Below are 17,826 nucleotides of genomic sequence, written 5' to 3'. Positions count from 1 at the left end.
TGACATTCAACCGGGTCTGGTCTTTCGCGACGAACGTCATGGGGCAGACGAACAGGTAATCGGGTGTATCGGAAGTGTGCCGAAGCGCTCGTCACAATTACGCAGAGATTCCGTTGGAGGCATGGGCTACTGCCCCATCTTCCGAAGAGAAGCGCGCAAGCGAGCTTGAAGGCCGGGTCGCTGCGCAGCCGGTCGAGATGGTTTGGCATCCTCGTAGCCGCAGGCGATCGCAAAGATGCGGGCGCGCACAATGTCGGCCATGGCGTGCGTCACCCGCGCTGGATCGCGCGGATCGGGGATCGCGGCGGCCAGCCTGTCGGCCAGTTGCAGGCGTCGCTCGGCCGCGGCCAAAAGCATGACGCCACCATCCGAGGTGATGCGTCCGCCGTCAAACGCAGCTGTGATCTTCTTGCGTCCAACGGCTGGAAATGAGAGCGGCAGCAACGTATCGTCGGTCATGGCGGGTGTGGCTCGCGAGAGGCGGTGGCAGGGTTGGATTAGACAACCGAATCCTACGCCAAATCAATCGTTTAAGCTACATCCGGCCCAATTTGGAAGGGGCCCCAATTAGCGGAAGGAGTGAATTCGATGGATGTAAGCCGGTTGAACATAGATGACCTATTCCAAAACAGTATCATTTGGGATGCACATTGCGGGATTGACCCGCAGGTACCACTAGACGTGAGCTCTTTGGAACGCATCCGGAAGGCTGGGTTTACATATGTTAGCACCAATGTTGGTTACGACGTGTTACCTTGGCAACAGGCATTTCCGGTGATCGGCGCCTATCGGCGTTGGCTGGGCGAAAACAGTGACAAATACATCCTCGTGTCCAACGTTGGAGACGTTCTCTCCGCCAAACGAGACGGGAAGCTTGCAGTGTCCATGGATATTGAGGGCGTGTCCGCGCTAAACGGGACAACGGATCTTGTTGAGGTTTACCATCGGTTAGGCGTGCGTCAAATCAGCTTTGTCTACAATAAAGACAACGAGGGAGGAGGTGGCTGCCACGGCCACAACACAGGGCTAACTCCCTTTGGTCGGGATGTTATCAAAGAGATGAACCGTGTAGGCATGCTTGTGGACGGATCTCATTGTAGCGCCAAGATGTCGATCGACATGGCTGAAGCCTCTTCCAAGCCGATTGTCATTACTCACGCAAACAGCCGGGTGCTGCATGACCACCCGCGGAACATCTGGGATGAACAAGCCATTGCCTGTGCCAGTACAGGCGGTGTGATTGGTGTCACAGGAATTCGAATCTACCTGGCAAAAGCAGGAGACAATAAGTCGTCGGACCTCGATCTTCTCGTGCGTCATATCGATTATCTTTGTCAGCTGGTTGGCCCGCAACACGTGGGCATCGGAACCGACTTCGCAGAAATCACGGACGCGTTGGCATCTCGGTTTGAGATGGCCAAAGATTACTGGCCGCCGGAACATTATCCAAGTGGATCCGACCTAGGGTTCATCGACATTGAAGAATTCCCAAAACTCACCGCAGCCTTGTCGGCTCGTGGCTACTCGAACGAGGTCGTTAGCGGTATCCTCGGAGCCAATTTCATGAGGGTAGCGGCGATGAACTGGGAATAGCACGCTGGAATTCGGCTGCCGCTGCCGGAGACTTTATCGCAGAAAATATATCTTTGGTCGGAGCAAATAGCCTCCGGCCCGTGATGAACAAAACAACCCGGGAGCCTATTACGATTGGCTCTGGGGCTGATACCATCCGAAGCTTCAAAGATGTGTTGTCCGGGGATCGGAGATATGATGCACTTGCCGAGCCAGCAAACGAGCCTAGGCAAAGTTCGACAAAGCTTCGCTGAATTCCAAGCTCTGTTTCCATGCGAATGGAACGGCATTTGGAAATGAATCAAAGCGGTTCCTGCACGCAGCGCTGAGGCGGAGCGTATCAAGTTAGCCGACCACAGGGTCAAGGCCTACGTCCGTCGTGGGAGGAGAAGGACGCGGCCGACGCCGCCGCGATCTGAGAGACTGTGCAAGGCTCGGAAATAGTGACTGACGAAACAGTGGATCAGCATACCGTTGTGTGCGCAAGATCTGATCTGGGCCGGCTGCAACAGCAGTTCACTTGCGAAAGGCCGGGAGCTTCTCCAGCCGGGCGTTCTCGTCTTCCAGAGCCTTCAGGTCGACCGGCGTCGGACACGTCCATCCCCCCGAACTTGGCCTTGAACTAGTAGAAGGTCGCATGCTTGCGGCAAACATCAACCGTCTTTGCGCCGGCCTCCTGCTACTCAGCATCTCGATATGTGCTCTCCGTCAACCGCGAGGGTCGCATCGTCTGTCTCCTTTTATCGACGGACTCTACCCAAATCTGGAGGAAGTTCAGGGTCTCAGGCCAGCTGGAAAACAAGCGGCCCGAGGCCCTGAAGTGAAGCCATGACGATCCTCAAGCAGAAGAACATCATGGCCTCGGCCATGGTCCACGACAATTGTAAACGTAATTCATGTTAACGGTTGTGCCAATCTATACACATTCATGACACTTTTAAAAATAGACCTTCACATAACATAACTTGATGATCATATGAGGATGGAGTAGAGATCTGATGGCGCCCACCTGCCGAAAGCCGCCGTACAAATGCAGATGACCGTGGAGCGATGTCGCGCCCCATGTAAACCCTGGGAATTTAAAAATGGGCAACAATTTACAGTATTTCAATGACCGCGTAATCGGGCCCCGGATTTGGCATAAGGAACCCCGGTTTGGAGTAGTGAAGGGCACGCCGGTAAGCGCCCAATATCAGGCGGAGCTGGTCGGGGTTGCAAAGCCTGATCGGGTGCGGTTGATTGGCTTTTGGACTTCAGCTAGCGGGCTCGAAGCATCAGGATTGGTTTCTCGAAGATCTTGCAATAATGTGCCTGTCGAGCAGCGCTGCACCATGATGCAGGGATGCATCTTGTGAGCGGTGAAGGCCGGCGCTTCGGGGGCGTGATATGGGACAGTCATTCGGGAATCATATTTGACGACGCTGTCGAGCCAACGTATCTGCAGCGCTACATTGATTCTGGAGTGACATTGTTGACCCTCAATGTCGGTTCCGATGTCAGTCCGTGGTCCGAATGCATCAAGAATTTGTCGGTCTACCGAGCGGCTGTTGCAGCCCGCCCACACCAATGCATTATTGTCCGAAGTGAAAAGGATATCCGGCAGGCCAAGACAGATGGCAAGCTAGCTATTGTGTTTGACATTGAAGGGATGAGTGCCCTCAATGGCTCCTTAGAGATGTTGAGCCTCTACTATGATCTTGGGGTTCGGCAGATGACTCTTACATACAATAGGAACAACGGAGCCGCAGCCGGATGTCATGACGAAGACCAAGGCCTCACCAATTTCGGCAGAAATATTGTTGAGAAGATGAACAGGATAGGAATGGTGATCGACTGTTCCCACGTTTCATACAACTCCTCGATGGAGGCAATTCAGATATCAGAAAACCCCGTGATATTCTCTCACTCAAATTGCAAGTCAGTTTACGGTCATGAACGTAACATCTCTGATGAGCAGATAATAGCTTGCGCCGCAAAGGGCGGAGTGAGCGGTGTAACCGGTCTAGGTATCTTTTTGGGAACGGGTGACGCCAGCGTTGAAGCCTTGGTCAGACACATTGATCACAAAGCGGATTTGGTTGGCCCCAAACACGTTGGTATTGGGCTGGATTACTTTCCAGACTGCAAAGACCTGGTGCTCTCATGGAACACGGTTTATTGGCCGAGTTCGCAATATCCAAATGGGCCAAATCTCGGGTTCATGGACCCAGAAGCATTTCCGCAAATCGCCGACACTCTGAGTATGCGCGGATACTCGGACAGAGACGTGAGGGGGATAATGGGAGAAAATTTCCTTCGTGTCGCAAACCACGTCTGGAAGTGAGCATTGTGGCTAAGCACAGTGGATGCTGACCCTAGCAGGCTTCGATGATTGGGGTCGTTGAGGTCAAGCTCCTCCTGATATTTTTCCGGACCATGTCGCCCCGCGGGTCACTCGCTTCGCAGTCGACCTTAGGCCGCCGCACGATGGGGTCAGTAGAGCGAGGCCGTCTCAATCTGCTTGAGAGAGTTCGTCCCGGGATGATGCCTGCTAACGAGATCGCCTTGCCCATCGTCCCCACGGGAACGGCTTGGCGACGTTTATACTCCACGCTCTGAGGCACGACTATTTCTTGCTGAGCCCAGATGCGCCTCTCCGACCAGATCGAGGAAATCCCAGACATCCATTTCGACGATACTCCAGCTACCGGCAAAGGCCTTGGCGATGGCTGGAACCTTGGCCATGTCACCTGGTCCCAGCGATGATCTTCGGCGGCAGCGAAGGTGTCAGTAGCAAGGGAATGGCGGTGATCTCATTGGATTTGTCGGCCACCGCCAATTGCCCCAGCACGAGGCTGTGGGTTGTCGCATAAGCCGAGACGAGGTGTAGCGCCGCCTGTCCGCGCCCGCGATCGTGGCTGCGGCGCGAGGTCTTGCCATCGATGGCGATCTGACCGACCGCTTCGGGCAGACGCTCGCCGACGAAGGCCAGAAAGCAGGAGGCGAACAGGTCCGGCCCGATCCGGTTCATCACCACCCGCAGCCAGTCGGCGCAGGGAATGCCGAAATGGTAGGGCTGCAGACGCCGCAGGAAGTCGAGATGCCGGCTCCCCCACAGAACGATGTCGTCGTAGTCGTCGCAGGCCGCCATCGTGCCACAGACCACCAAAAGTAGCACCTCGCTGAGCGGATACATCACCTTGCACGGCTGGCGGGTGTCCTTGATGGCCGAAAAATGCTCCAAAAGGCTCTTGCGGCGCGCGGCTACGTCTTGGCTCATGGCTTCCTCTCGAATCATAGGAAGCCTCTTGAATCACGCCAACCTACGCCGTGCCACAAATTACAGCTCGTCGTTAACCTGAACTCGTTGCCCTGCCTCACGCATAAGATCTTTGCCATCGATCCCGGAATCGTACATTTTGGCCGCTCGATGCGTTAGCAGTTCGGCCGCGTCGATTTTCCAGCTCATCTGCGCAATCATGTCCCAGATCAACTGCTTCTGACCAAGCTTTTGGCCGAAACTGACCCGTGCCTGTGCGTGCTGAGACGCGATTTCGAAGGCGGCGCGCGCCACGCCCAAACCGGAACCGCCGAGGATCACCCGTTCGAAATTGAAAGCGCAAAGCATTATATTGAAACCGCAATTCACCTCGCCCAACAAGTTCTCCTCGGGCACGCGCACCTCATCCATCGCGACTTCGCCGACGATTGATCCGCGTCGCCCCATGAAGTCGTACAGCCTTGGGAAGCTCATACCCTTGACGCCTGCGGGAATCAGAACCGCCGTTAAAGGGGTACGTAGGGATCGGTAACACCCCAGACGATATAGACGTCTGCCTTTGAGGCGTTCGAAGCGTAACGCTTAAGGCCGGATACTACCCATTCGCTGGTTCCTTCATCGAAGCGGATCCTAGTCTCCATGCCCGCACTATCCGAGCCAACTGTGGGCTCGGTCATGCAAATTGATCCTAAGGATTGACCCTCAAGAATTGGCATCAGGTAGCGCTCGCGCAAAGCCTCTTGGGCAAATCGGTGGATGGGGTACGCACAGGACAATGCGGTGGCAACGGTGGTCTCGAAGGGCGTAGTTCAGGAAGGCCGCTTCTTCAGAAACGATTACCGCATGAGTAAGGCCCGGCTTCGGCAACGCACCGCGATAGAGATCCGGAAACATCAGCTTCAAGTAACCGGTCTCGCCTAAGGCGCCGATGATCGCAAGTTGAGCGCCGAAATCCTGATCACGCTCAATTGCATCAACTTTCGGTGCAAGCTCACGTGACATGAAGGCGCGCACTTCTGCGCGAAATGAGCGATCCTCCTCCGCTAAAAAAATCACGCATCGGTCACAGTCTCACAAAAACCCACCAGCATCGGCGGCGCAGCGGTGGCTTGCAGTCTTCCGAAATGATCAGACGGATGATGTGCCAACAAAGGTGATGTTCCATAGTTCATAGAGTTGCTCGCCGATAACTTACTCTCACAAGCACGACCGAGGGGATCGATACGGCTTGCCCGTATCGTAGATCGCCGTCATGGCTGTTATTCGGCTTCGTCAGTTCCTTGCACAAATCCGTCATGCGATAAGGCCTATCACGACGAAGCTTGGATGGAGGGCGCCGGATACCTCGCCTTTGAAAGCTTTGCTGAAATGTCCCAGGCTCGAATATCGGCACCGATCTGCGATCGTCTCGACCGCCTCGGTCGATGCTATGATGATCCCTCGCGCGGCAAGCAATCTTGCAAGTGGAATGCCGAAAGCGGCATTCCTAAGCTGATTGACACCGTTCAAGTTAGCGGTTCGAAATGCCGATCGTGGATGCGACAGCAGCGATCTTGGTTTGGGCTTGCCGCAATCTTGCTGCTGCGCCTGCTTAGGACAAGCTCGCGTCCAACTTCCTGGCATGGTCCAAGTTTTGGCCGCCGAGTTGTTGGCTTCGTCTTCTTTTTGAGTGATCATTCTTCACTTCCAATGTCCACTCCAAGCTTTGCAGCCTTGCGAGTTCCGCGTAAGGGATGTGGCAGCGGATTGTGTGGGCTGACTGGGCCTCGGTGAGTTCGGGCTCCTGCGTCTCGCAGATGGCGCCGATCTTGCGCGGGCAGCGCGTGTGGAAGACGCAGCCAGAGGGCGGATTGGCGGCACTCGGGATTTCGCCGTCGAGCCGAATGCGCGCCGTCTCAGTCTGGTCGAGCTTGGGCACGGCCGACAACAGCGCTTCGGTATAGGGGTGATGCGGTCCGGAGAAGACCTCCTCCGATGGCCCTATCTCCATGATGCGACCGAGATAGAGCACGGCGATTTTGTCGGAGAGGTAGCGCACCACGCCAAGGTCGTGCGAGATGAAGATGTAGCTGACATCCTCCTTGGACTGCAGGTCGGCGAGCAGGTTGAGGATGGCCGCCTGGACGGAGACGTCGAGCGCCGAGGTCGGTTCGTCGCAGACGACGATGCGCGGATCGCCGGCGAAGGCGCGTGCAATAGCGACGCGCTGCTTGAGCCCGCCGGACAGTTGGCGCGGCTTAACGGCCAGATGTCGGTCGGTGAGGCGTACCGAGCGGACGAGGTCGTCGAGGCGCGCCTCCAGCGCCTTGCCGGAGAGGCCGGCCAGCCGCTTCAAGGCGCGGCAAAGGATGTGGCGGACCGAATGCGAGCGATTGAGTGCCGAGTCCGGGTTCTGGAAGACGATCTGCAGCGCCTTGATCTGCTCGGCGCTGCGGTTTTCCAGCCGCGGCGCCAGCGCCTTGCCTTCGAGTTCGATCATGCCGCCCTCATCTGGTGGCACCAGGCCGAGCAGCAGCCTGGCGAAAGTCGTCTTGCCGCTGCCGGATTCGCCGACCAGCCCAAGCGTTTCGCCGGGCCGCAGATCGAGCGACACGTCCTTCACCGCCCGTACGGCGTTACCATAGGTCTTGTTTAGCCCGGCGACGCGTAGCACCGGCACGGCTGTCGCCTTCGGCGCAAGCGGCGCCACATCGCTCGGTGTCGCGCGCGGCAGCGCCTGCGCCTTGTCGTGATGGAAGAAACGCGCCCAGCGTTTTCCGCGCTCGTCGCTCAGATCATAGAGCGGCGGCAACTCGCTGCGGCAGCGGTCGTCGGCGAGCGCGCAGCGGTCGGCGAAGGCGCAGCCCTTGATGTCAGCACCAATGCCGGGCAGGAAACCCGGAATGGTGTCGAGCCGACCCTGGTCCTTGCGCTGGCCACCGCGCGGCAGGCAGCGCAGCAGCGCCACCGTATAGGGATGGCGGGGATCGTTGAACACGACCTCGGTCGGCCCTTCCTCGACCAGCATGCCGGCATAGAGCACGCCGACACGGTCGCACATGTTGGAGACGACGGCGAGGTTGTGGCTGATGAACAGGATCGAGGCCGACAGCTCGCGCCGCAATTGCGCGATCAGGTCGAGCACCTCGGCTTCGACCGTTGCGTCAAGGCCGGTCGTCGGCTCGTCGAGGATCAGCATCGACGGGTCGTTGGCCAGCGCCATGGCGATCGCCACGCGCTGCTGCATGCCGCCCGAAAGCTGGTGCGGATAGCGCTGCATGACGCTGGCCGAATCCGAGATTCGCACAAGGTTCAGCATGGCGGTCGCCTTGTCGGCGGCCGCCTGTCCTGAAACGCCGGCGAGCTCGAAGATCTCGGTGAGCTGGCGGCCGATGCGCAGCGACGGGTTCAGTGCCTTGCCGGGATCCTGATAGACCATCGACACGCTATCAGCGCGGGCACGCCGCAGCGCCTCGGCGTCGAGCTTCATGATGTCCTTGCCGTCGAGCGCGATCGAGCCGCCGGTGATCGAGCCGTTGCGCGGCAGATAGCGCACCACCGACAGCGCCACGGTCGACTTGCCGCAGCCGGATTCGCCGACAAGCCCGTAGGCTTCGCCGGCCTTGATGGTCAGGTTGACGTCGCGTAGCACCGCGCGGTTGCGTCGGCCAACGCGATAGGCGACCGAAAGGTCCTTCAGTTCGAGCGCGTTGGCGGCTTGCCTGGGTTCAGTCATTGAACGCTCCATGCACACCGTCGGCCATCAGGTTGACGCCGATGACCAAGGAGGCGATGGCTAAAGCGTCGAACAGCGCCGTCCACCAGAAGCCGCCGCCGATCATGCCGTAATTGGAGGAGATCGACAGGCCCCAGTCGGGCGAGGGCGGCTGGATGCCGAAGCCCATGAAGGAGAGCGTGGCGACGGCGAAGATGGCATAGCCGAGCCGCACGGTGGTCTCGACCAGGATCGGCGGGATGACGTTGGGCAGGATCTCGACGAACATCGTAAGCAGCGCACTCTCGTGCCTGAGCTGGGCGGCGGCGACATAGTCGAGTTCACGCTCGGCCAGCACCGCCGAGCGCACGGTGCGGGCGATGATCGGCGCGAAGCTCAGCCCAATGACGACGATGACGGTGGTCTTGGAGGTGCCGAGCGCGACGATGGCAAGCAGCGCGATGATCACCACCGGTATCGCCATGAAGGCTTCCAGAACGCGGCTGATGACATCGTCGACGATACCGCGGAAATAACCGATGACGAGGCCGAGCGCGGTGCCGGCGATGGTCGCAAGGATGGTTGCCAGCGGCGCCACGGTCAGGATGTCGCGCGAGCCGACAATGACGCGCGAGAACACGTCGCGGCCGAGCTGGTCGGTGCCGAACCAGTGATCGGCCGCTGGCGGCGTAAGCGCGTTGATGATGTTGCTTGCCAGCGGGTCATAGGGGACGAAGTACTGGCCGAACAGCGCGCAGACGACCCAGAACAGCAGGATGGCAAGCCCGGTGAGGAAGGTGCCGGACCTCGCCAGCGAATGCAGCACCTCGCCCCAGGGGCTGCGCTGCGCGGTGTCGGCTGCGGAGGGCGCCGGCATGCCGACGGGCGTGTCTGCTACGATCATTGCTCTGCTCCCAACCGGATGCGCGGATTGAGCACGGAATAGAGGAAGTCGGCGACCAAGGTGGCCACCGCATAGACGATGCCGATGGTGAGAATGCCGGCCTCGAGCATCGGAAAATCCTTGCCGCGCGCGGCGGTGAAGATCAGCGAGCCGATGCCCTGGTAGCGGAACAGCGTCTCGATGACCACGAGGCCGCCGATGAGATAGCCGGTCTGGGTGGCGATCACGGTGATGGTCGGCAGCAGCGCGTTGCGCAGCACGTGGCGCCAGACCACCGTGCGCCACGGCAGGCCCTTGAGCACCGCGGTGCGCGTATAGTCGGAATCGAGCGCCTCGATCATGCCGGACCGCGCCATGCGGGCGATATAGCCGAACAGCACCAGGAACAGGGGCAGCGAGGGCAGGATCAGGTAATAGAGCTGGGTGAAGAAGCCGGCATCTTTTGGCCATGCGGCCGAGATCGGCAGCCAGCGCAGCCAGACGCCGAAGATCAGGATCAGGATGATGCCGGTGACGAACTCCGGCAGCACCGTCACCGACAGGCCGCCAAGGCTGATGATGCGGTCGAGCGGCCGGTTGAGGTTGAGCGCGGCGATGACGCCGCCCAGGATGCCGATCGGCACCACCAGCACGAAGGCGATCAGCGCCAGCTTCATCGAGTTGCCCAAAGCATCGATGACAAACGGCGCCACCGGCGCGCGGAAGACGTAGGACGTTCCCATGTCGCCATGCAGGAAGTTCCAGATCCAGCTTCCGTACTGGACGAGCAGCGGCCGGTCGACGCCAAGCGAATGGTTGAGCGCGTCGACCGCGCGCTGGTCGGCGAACGGCCCCAATATGGCGCGCCCGACATTGCCCGGCAGCACCTGGCCGCCAAGGAACACCATGACACTAAGCAGGAATAGCGTGATCAGCGACAGGGACACACGCCGGGCAAAGAAGCAGAGAATGGCTATGGCTCCTTATGAAGCCAGCCCCCACGTGGGGGCTGGCCGTTAGAGTTTGACTTTTCGCTTAGGCCTTCGATGCCTTCTCGAGGAACAACTGCCCCATGGCGGACGGCTGCACCCCAGTCACGCCCTTCGCCGTCCCTGTCAGGTAATCGGCGAAATAAGTAAACAGGACAGGCGTTTCCTCGAGCAACAGCTCCTGGATCTTGCCGGCCGTGGCCTTCTGCGCCTCAAGATCAAGCGCCGCGATGTAGCTGTCAACCAGCATGTCGTATTTCTCGTTCTTGAAGTGCGCGGAGTTCCAGGTGCCGTCGCTCTTCAGGGGTGCTGCAAGAAACACATTCGGCACCCCTCGATGACCGTAGCCGGTGATGCCCATGACCGAATCCAGCCAGGGCGATTTGCCGAACACTGCGTCTCCGTAATAGGCGCCTTCATCGAGGATGTTGAGATCGAGTTCGATGCCGATTTCCTTGACCCAGTTCTGGATGAGCTGGGCGTATGCGGGGATTTCCTGAAAGCTCATGGCGGTCAGCGTCACCTTGAAGCCCTTGCCGGCGCCGGCAGCTTCCATCAGCTGCTTGGCCTGGGCGATGTCCCGCTTACGCGGCGGCACGCTCGTATCGGTTGACGGATAGACAGGCGCGAACGGGCTATCATTGCCCATCGAGGCGCGACCCTTCAACAGGCCTGCCACCACCTTGTCGCGATCGATTGAGAGCGCAATGGCGCGACGCACGCGCGGGTCCTTGAACGGGTCGGAATCACAGCGCATGTGCACTTGCCGGTTCGTCGTCGCCTTCAGACTGATGATTTCTACGTTCGGATCGTTGAGCAGGCCAATGCTGGTCAGACCCGACAGCTGATTGATGATGTCTACCTGGCCGCCCTGCAGTCCCAGGATCTGCGGCTGGATGTCTGCGAAGAAAGTGAACTCGGTGCGATCAGGCAACGCCTTCTCGCCCCAGTAGTCCTCGTTGCGCACAAAGGAAGCGCCGACCTTGGGCGTGTAGTTTTCCCGCTTGAACGGCCCGGTACCGTCGAAGCTTTTTTCATAGTCGCCCTTGTAGCTGGCTGGTAGAATGATGGCGTTGTAATTGTCGGACGAGACCATATAGGGGAAGTTGCCGTTCGGCGCGTCGAGGTGGAACTCGACTGTGTAATCGTCGATTTTTTTGGTCGCGCCCTTCTGCAGAACGCCCTTGAAGACTGACAGCGCATTGGACGAGCCGGCCGGATCGGCGAGCCGGTCGAAGGTAGCCACCACGTCGTCGGCCCTCATCTCGCCGCCGCTGTGGAATTTAACTCCTTTGCGCAGCTTGAAGGTCCATACGGTGCCTTTGTCATTCGGCTTCCAACTTTCGGCCAGGACGGGCCGCAGCACGAGGTCGGGGCCATCGATACAGAGGAACTCCCCCACCTGCTGAACCATCAAGTAGCCGCCGCCGTCTGCATTGGTGACCGGGTCGATGGCCCCTGCAGGCGCGTAGCAGGCAACGCGGATGGTGGCGCCTGGCGCGCCCTGCGCCCGGGCAAGCGATGGCGCGGCGCCGAAACCCGCGGCCATGCCGATGCGGCCGAGCAGCGGCAGTGACAGGCCGAGCAGGCTGCCGTGACGCACGAAGTCGCGGCGGCTGACGCGGCCGTCGACAAGACCATCTATGAGGTGGCTTTCGAGCGGCGCACGATCGCGCCGGATAAGATCGAGAATGCGGTAGTTCGTTTTCACGTGTGATGACCTCCCTTGCTATGATGCCTAGCCAGCATGTTTGGCGCGGCGAACGGCTTGACGCCAGCGAACACCTCGATCCGATCTCGCGTTGCTGAAATACTCTCCCGCTCGACCTTCGCGTTCGCCGGCTTCGCACGCCCCAGCCAACCTCCGGCGTCTGCCCTGCCTCCGCAGCCTCCACGGCCAAACTATGGCAAAACAGAGGACGGTCTTCACACGATAAGAACGCGGCCAATGACCAAGAAAAATGCAGTCACTCACGGGCAGTTTCGCGATTGACAGAATGACAGGACGTGAGCATCCTGTCAAAAATCTAACTTCCGAAGGGAGCGAACAATGATTGATCTGAGGCGGGTCAGGGAACTCTTCGATGCTCGGTTGCCTGGTTACAGCTTGCCGCAAGAATTCTATACCGATCCCGAGATCTTCGAATTCGATTTGGAAGCCGTCCACGCGCGCTCTTGGATTTTTATCGGGTTAGAGGCGGAGATCCGCTCGGCCGGTAGTTACCTGGCAACGACGATCGGCCGCAGTCCGATCATTGTAGTGCGTGATCGTGACGGGACGCTGCGAGGCTTTTACAACACCTGTCGCCATCGTGGCGCCCAAATTTGTGAGACTGGCCATGGCTGCAAGCCCGTGCTCGTCTGTCCATATCATCAGTGGAGCTACCGACTCGACGGCTCACTGCAAGGGACGCCCAGAATGCACGAGAGCTTCGATCCTGCGGGCATTCATCTTTTGCCCATTCATGTCGAGACTGTCGCCGGGACTGTGTATGTCTGCCTTGCGGACGAGCCGCCGCCCTTTGAGAAGTTCAGGAACGAGGTCGAGCCACTGCTGGCTCCCAGTCGCCTCATAGATGCCAAGCTTGTTTATGAAAAAACGGTCATGGAGCGTGCGAACTGGAAACTCGCTATGGAAAACGCGAGCGAATGCTATCATTGCGCCGTGGGCCATCCGAGCCTTACCGCTTCGGCCTACCCGCTCGCAACGCGCCGAGATCTTGACCGCTGGAATATGGCTTGCGATGAATTCACCAGCCGCATGACAGCTGCTGGCGTGCCGAGTGGTCAAGTTGACGGCGACTGGTTCACAGCTTTCCGTTTTCCACTCAAGGAAGGCTGCGTTTCCCTAACGATGGATGGTAAGCCCTCTGTCAGGAAGCTGTTCACCGAGAATATTGGGTGGATGCGGTGGTCGCTACATTCAAGTGCTTATGCTCATGCCCTCTGCGACTACACGGCCACGTTCAGCGCAATTCCGATAGGGGTGCAAGAGACAGCGATTACGTGGAAGATCTACGTGCATAAGGACGCGCAAGAGGGCGTTGATTACACTCTAGACAGCCTGACTTCACTTTGGGATAAGACAAACTTCGAAGATCGGGACCTCGCCGAGATGAATCAGCGCGGCGTAAATGGGAAAGGATACCTTCCGGGTCCGTACTCGCAAGAGGCCGAGTCGTACGCCTTAAATTTTGTCGATTGGTATTGTGCCCAGGTGCGAGCGCATCTCGACTCGCAGACTAAGAAAGCGGGCAGCACGTTGCGCAGCGTTATGGCATAACCTTCATAAGCGTGAGGAGAAGTGTGACTGCGATACAGTACGAATTGACGCTTCGCGTGGAATCAGTAACCCGCGAAGCGGAGGGTGTTGTAAGCCTCACCCTCGTCAATGCCGACGGATCCGCGTTGCCGTCCTGGGAGCCAGGTTCCCACATCGGCATTATAGTCCCAAGTGGCCGCTGTGCGCAGTACTCGCTCTGCGGCCCTCTGACCGCGGCTTATTGGCAAATTGCCGTCCTGTTGCAGAAAGACGGTCGTGGAGCGTCGCGTCACATCCACGAGAGCCTAAAACCTGGTGAGATCCTTGCCGCCAGTGGACCTCGCAACAATTTTGCTTTGCTACCGGCAAGGCGCTATCTTTTCATCGCCGGTGGGATCGGCATTACGCCCATGCTGCCGATGATCGAATCCGTCGAACAAGCCGGTGTGCCTTGGCAGTTAATCTACGGCGGTCGCGACTTAGCCAGTATGGCGTTTGTCGGGAAACTCAGAGATCACAACTCCCGTGTAGTCATTCTTCCCCAAGACAGGTTTGGCCTCGTTCCCGTGGCGGAGCTTGCCGATTCTCTGCCCGAGGGATGCCGTGTGTATTGCTGCGGTCCCGAGCCGTTGCTGATGGTAGTTCAGGAGGTGCTCTCCTCAAGAGGATTGCCCGAGGCCCATGTCGAGCGATTCCAAGTCGCGCCAGGCTGGACCGACAAGAGCCGAAATCAATCATTCATGGTGCATCTCGCCCGGAGCGGTCGGTCGATCGAGATTGGCGCCCAAGAAAGCATCGTCGAGGGGCTGGCCAAGCACGGAGTCGTTATTACTACGTCTTGCGAGGAAGGTTTCTGCGGCACCTGCAAAACCCGGGTTCTGGCGGGGCAGGTCGAGCATCGCGATTGTTTTCTTACGGAAGACGAGAAGGCGCGGCAGGATTCGATCCTCCCGTGCGTGTCGCGGGCTACGCGGCAGAGTCTTACCTTGGACCTATGATTGCCGGCAAAGCCTATGTCGCCCACCGCAGGGTGGTTTCTATCGCCCATGCATCGCAGTGGCTGCCGCGGTGCTCTCCAATAGTTCGCGATAAAGGATCGCCGGCTCCGCAATCGTGACCGTCTTTCAACCAACTGTATTACAATGACATTACCTTTGCACTATGGGACGATACAGTCTCAAATTTCCACACTCCCGTCAATTCAGACCGCACCCAGAGGGCACCCAGAGGCCGGCTGCTCCGGCTGCCATTCTGATTGAAAACGACCCGGGGCAAAGTTTTGACGGCCTTTTCTTGATTGTCACTGCATCTTCAGCGGTGCTTCGGTGCTTCTGAAGTTCCGCTTGATGACCCATGAGGAGCGGCCGCGTTATATATTGGATTGAGGGGACGCCGCGCTTCCATCTATCCAGCCGCCGTACATTGGCAGCTTTACAGGATTGGCTGCCCCAACAACAATCATGTCGTAGCGACGAAATGCCGACCTTCGGCGGAGTTCCGCGCGTAGAGAACTTTGGCTTCAGCACGTCAACTCCGCGAAACCAGATACTGGTCCTCCGCTGGAACCTCTTCGCTTTTTAATCCGTGTGAAATCGTAAATCGGCTTGGCGCGCCAGCCTCGCAATGCACACTACTAACCTCGGCCTCGATGCCCGGCAGAGGAAGACAACATCGTAAGGCGGTTTAACTTCCGACAACAGCCAGATCGGTGCTGTCGTTCAGATGGTCACAGATTTACTGTCAACCTGTAAGCTTCCAAAATTGCAGCATGGATCGTGCGCGACGTTAAGGCGTCGCCGATCCGGTGCAGCGTGAATCCATCGCCAATTTGCCGCGGCTGAGGCAACCATTCCGCCATTGCGTCAACATCCGTCATTCCCTTGTTGAGCGAACGCTCGCTCAGGTCAAAAAAAAGCTCCGCTACGGGCATCGTTCCCGTCTCCAAAACTACCTGATCAGTGGTGATGTCTTGCCGGGCGTTTGTGAGTTGATGGATCAGCGTTGCGACAAGCCGGTTGCCCTCTCTACGTATGTCGCCAAGCTTCAGGTATGGAAGTGTCGTGACGCCCTGCGCCGCCAGCCGCTTGTGAAAGATTATCCTATCGGGGTACCCCATCTCAGTTGCGGCATAGGCGTCGGCCGTGGCTAACGTAACAATGTGCCTGTTGCCCGAGAGATGATCGGCCGTGGCAACGGCTTCGTGGCGACCGGTGTGGTCGCAGATCAGCACGTGTTTTTCGGGACGAACATCCCCTGAGAGGAGATCCCAACTTGAAACTGCAAGGTTGGCGCCGGGGAGGTGGGCGCCAGGGAGGTCACCACCGGCTGGTATGCCACCCGTCGCGACAAAGACATGATGGGGATTTTCAGCCAGTACGTCGACTGCTTCCGCGAATACGTTGCACCGTACGTCCACACCAAGCCTTTCTAGTTCGCTCACCCGCCAATCAACAATGGAAATTAGATCCCTCCGCCAAGATGTTTTGGCGGCTAGCAAGATTTGCCCGCCAAGACGCGGGGCGGCTTCGAATAAAACTACGTTGTGCCCGCGTTCGGCTGCGACGCGCGCTGCTTCCATTCCTGCCGGACCGGCGCCAATGACGACGACTTTCTTACCCGGCGTCGCGCCGGCGGATACGGTCATCGGCAGCAATGTCTCGCGGCCCGAAGCGGGGTTGTGGATGCAGTGCGGTTTTTTGTAGATGCAATGCGATGCCCCGATGCAAGGGCGGATCCGATCCTCTTCGCCGCGGACAATCTTTTTGACGATCTCGGGGTCAGCAATATGGGCGCGGGTCATAGCCACCATGTCGAGCATGCCTTCACGGACCGCGTGGCGTGCAGTAGCAACATCAGTCACTCGCGCCGCATGGAATACCGGCACTCCGATCTCTCGACGAAACCGGCCAACCAGGTCGAGGAAGGGCGCTAGAGGGCGGCTCATGCCAGGCATGTTTTCTTCAACGAGGGTCAGCTCCGTATCCATTCTGCCGACCATGCAGTTAAAGAAATCAACCGCTCCTTCTTGCTTCAAGATCGTAGCTATTTCTAGAACCTCGTCGAACCTCAACCCGCCGTCACCCTCATCCAGCGACAATCTCATACCGACGACGAATTTCTCGCCGACTTGGCGGCGAATTTCTTCGTGAACCATGAGTGCGAAGCGAACACGGTTCTTGATGCTCCCCCCGAAGTCGTCGTCGCGCAGATTGGTTCGCGGCGAAAGGAACTGGCCGATCAGATGTCCCCCGGCCAAGGTCTCCAGACCATCAAGCAAGCCTTCGCGGCAGCGCCGAGCTGCTTGGCCGAATGCGCGCACGACTCGATCGATGTCGCACCGATCCATTTGCCGAGGAAAATTGCGCTGCAGTTCTTCACGTACCGGCGATGGTGCAATCATCGGCAACCATGCCCCGGTTTGAGCATCGCCGCGACGACCGAGATGGGTGATTTGGCACATAAGTGCAGCACCATGCTGATGAATGCGCTCAGCGAACTGTTGGAAATAGGGAATGATCCGGTCAGTTCCGGCGTCCAACTGGCGAAACGTTGTAGGGGAATCCGGCGCGATGTTGGAACTGCCTCCGAACATGGTCAGCGCCAGGCCGCCCTTAGCCTTTTCTTCATGATAACGCTGATACCGCAGATCCGGCATACTGTCGTCGTCCATGGCTGAGGCATGAGCCGAACTCATCACTCGATTTTTCAACGTCAGACCACGAATTGTCAGAGGCTGCAGAAGCGGATCCTTTGTTGTTTGCTGAATAGCTGTCATGGACGTCACTCGAAGCTCCCGGGCAAGACTGCGAGGTGTCGCTTTATAAAATCAACTAAAGCATCGCTAAAGACTCGACGATTTAGAAGGGCCATATCGTCCTCCCTTATTCGCGTTCGTATCCGCATGGCAGCGCAACTCGGTCGCCCTCAAGTTGACAGAATGACAAGCGCGTGACATATTGTCAAGCGGCTTGAACTTGAAGGTAGGGCATCTGATTTGATGGTGCTTTTTTAGCGACCGAGGCGCGCGTACGGCATGTTAACGCTTGATCCAAACACGGTGACTGTCGATGATGGCGCACCGCGATGGCCGCACGCGACGGGTTTGCAATCTGTATAGGTGCCAATGATGAAACGTAAGTCGAGCAATGGGGCGCATCAGCTAGGCGA

Annotated in this window: 13 protein-coding genes and 2 pseudogenes; 4 read left to right on the top strand and 11 right to left on the bottom strand. The window is 58.3% G+C overall.

The window, feature by feature from the left end:
* Positions 1-146: 146 nt before the first annotated feature.
* A pseudogene (locus NKI72_RS25090) lies at positions 147-459 on the bottom strand (transposase); the annotation flags it as partial.
* 129 nt (positions 460-588) lie between these two features.
* Between NKI72_RS25090 and NKI72_RS25085 the strand changes: the two are divergent.
* The gene (locus tag NKI72_RS25085) at positions 589-1,593 is read left to right on the top strand and encodes a dipeptidase (protein ID WP_352851099.1); all 1,005 of its coding nucleotides are present in this window, start codon (positions 589-591) and stop codon (positions 1,591-1,593) included.
* A gap of 1,330 nt (positions 1,594-2,923) precedes the next feature.
* Positions 2,924-3,895, top strand: coding sequence for a dipeptidase (locus tag NKI72_RS25080; RefSeq protein WP_352851097.1), 972 nt, complete (start codon positions 2,924-2,926; stop codon positions 3,893-3,895).
* Positions 3,896-4,152: 257 nt separating this feature from the next.
* Here NKI72_RS25080 and NKI72_RS25075 read toward each other — a convergent pair whose 3' ends face one another.
* The 9 genes and pseudogenes from NKI72_RS25075 to NKI72_RS25035 all read right to left on the bottom strand — a co-directional run bounded on the left by NKI72_RS25075 (position 4,153) and on the right by NKI72_RS25035 (position 12,108).
* Positions 4,153-4,296, bottom strand: a complete 144-nt coding sequence (locus tag NKI72_RS25075) for a hypothetical protein (protein ID WP_352851122.1) — start codon at positions 4,294-4,296, stop codon at positions 4,153-4,155.
* A gap of 43 nt (positions 4,297-4,339) precedes the next feature.
* A pseudogene (locus NKI72_RS25070) lies at positions 4,340-4,831 on the bottom strand (ISAs1 family transposase); the annotation flags it as partial.
* 60 nt (positions 4,832-4,891) lie between these two features.
* Positions 4,892-5,305 carry an acyl-CoA dehydrogenase family protein gene (locus tag NKI72_RS25065; RefSeq protein WP_352851096.1) on the bottom strand — a complete coding sequence of 138 codons (414 nt, stop codon included), beginning with the start codon at positions 5,303-5,305 and terminating at the stop codon, positions 4,892-4,894.
* Positions 5,306-5,337: 32 nt separating this feature from the next.
* Positions 5,338-5,508 (bottom strand): acyl-CoA dehydrogenase family protein, encoded by a 171-nt coding sequence (locus tag NKI72_RS25060; protein WP_352851094.1) that lies wholly within the window; start codon positions 5,506-5,508, stop codon positions 5,338-5,340.
* 25 nt (positions 5,509-5,533) lie between these two features.
* Positions 5,534-5,887: an acyl-CoA dehydrogenase family protein gene (locus NKI72_RS25055; RefSeq protein WP_352851093.1), complete on the bottom strand. Its 354-nt coding sequence runs from the start codon at positions 5,885-5,887 to the stop codon at positions 5,534-5,536.
* Positions 5,888-6,422: 535 nt separating this feature from the next.
* Complete coding sequence (locus NKI72_RS25050; RefSeq protein ID WP_352851092.1) at positions 6,423-8,546, bottom strand: ABC transporter ATP-binding protein; 2,124 nt, start codon at positions 8,544-8,546, stop codon at positions 6,423-6,425.
* Complete coding sequence (locus NKI72_RS25045) at positions 8,539-9,402, bottom strand: ABC transporter permease (protein ID WP_352851121.1); 864 nt, start codon at positions 9,400-9,402, stop codon at positions 8,539-8,541. Before NKI72_RS25045 ends, NKI72_RS25050 begins: the two co-directional genes overlap by 8 nt.
* Positions 9,403-9,425: 23 nt before the next feature.
* Positions 9,426-10,385, bottom strand: coding sequence for an ABC transporter permease (locus tag NKI72_RS25040; protein ID WP_502908993.1), 960 nt, complete (start codon positions 10,383-10,385; stop codon positions 9,426-9,428).
* A gap of 58 nt (positions 10,386-10,443) precedes the next feature.
* The gene (locus NKI72_RS25035) at positions 10,444-12,108 is read right to left on the bottom strand and encodes an ABC transporter substrate-binding protein (protein WP_352851091.1); all 1,665 of its coding nucleotides are present in this window, start codon (positions 12,106-12,108) and stop codon (positions 10,444-10,446) included.
* A gap of 339 nt (positions 12,109-12,447) precedes the next feature.
* On the opposite strand from NKI72_RS25035, the gene NKI72_RS25030 reads away from it, so the two are divergent.
* Together NKI72_RS25030 and NKI72_RS25025 are read left to right on the top strand one after the other, a co-directional pair.
* A complete protein-coding gene (locus NKI72_RS25030; RefSeq protein ID WP_352851090.1) occupies positions 12,448-13,680 on the top strand; it encodes an aromatic ring-hydroxylating oxygenase subunit alpha in 1,233 nt (410 codons plus the stop codon).
* 23 nt (positions 13,681-13,703) lie between these two features.
* Positions 13,704-14,657 carry a PDR/VanB family oxidoreductase gene (locus NKI72_RS25025; protein WP_352851089.1) on the top strand — a complete coding sequence of 318 codons (954 nt, stop codon included), beginning with the start codon at positions 13,704-13,706 and terminating at the stop codon, positions 14,655-14,657.
* 728 nt (positions 14,658-15,385) lie between these two features.
* Here NKI72_RS25025 and NKI72_RS25020 read toward each other — a convergent pair.
* The gene (locus NKI72_RS25020; protein ID WP_352851119.1) at positions 15,386-17,434 is read right to left on the bottom strand and encodes an oxidoreductase; all 2,049 of its coding nucleotides are present in this window, start codon (positions 17,432-17,434) and stop codon (positions 15,386-15,388) included.
* Positions 17,435-17,826 lie beyond the last annotated feature (392 nt).

This window comes from Mesorhizobium sp. M0437, assembly GCF_040321335.1.
GTDB lineage: Bacteria > Pseudomonadota > Alphaproteobacteria > Rhizobiales > Rhizobiaceae > Mesorhizobium.
The sequence above is the reverse complement of the archived record's forward strand: the minus strand, read 5'-3'. Positions and strand labels throughout refer to the sequence as shown.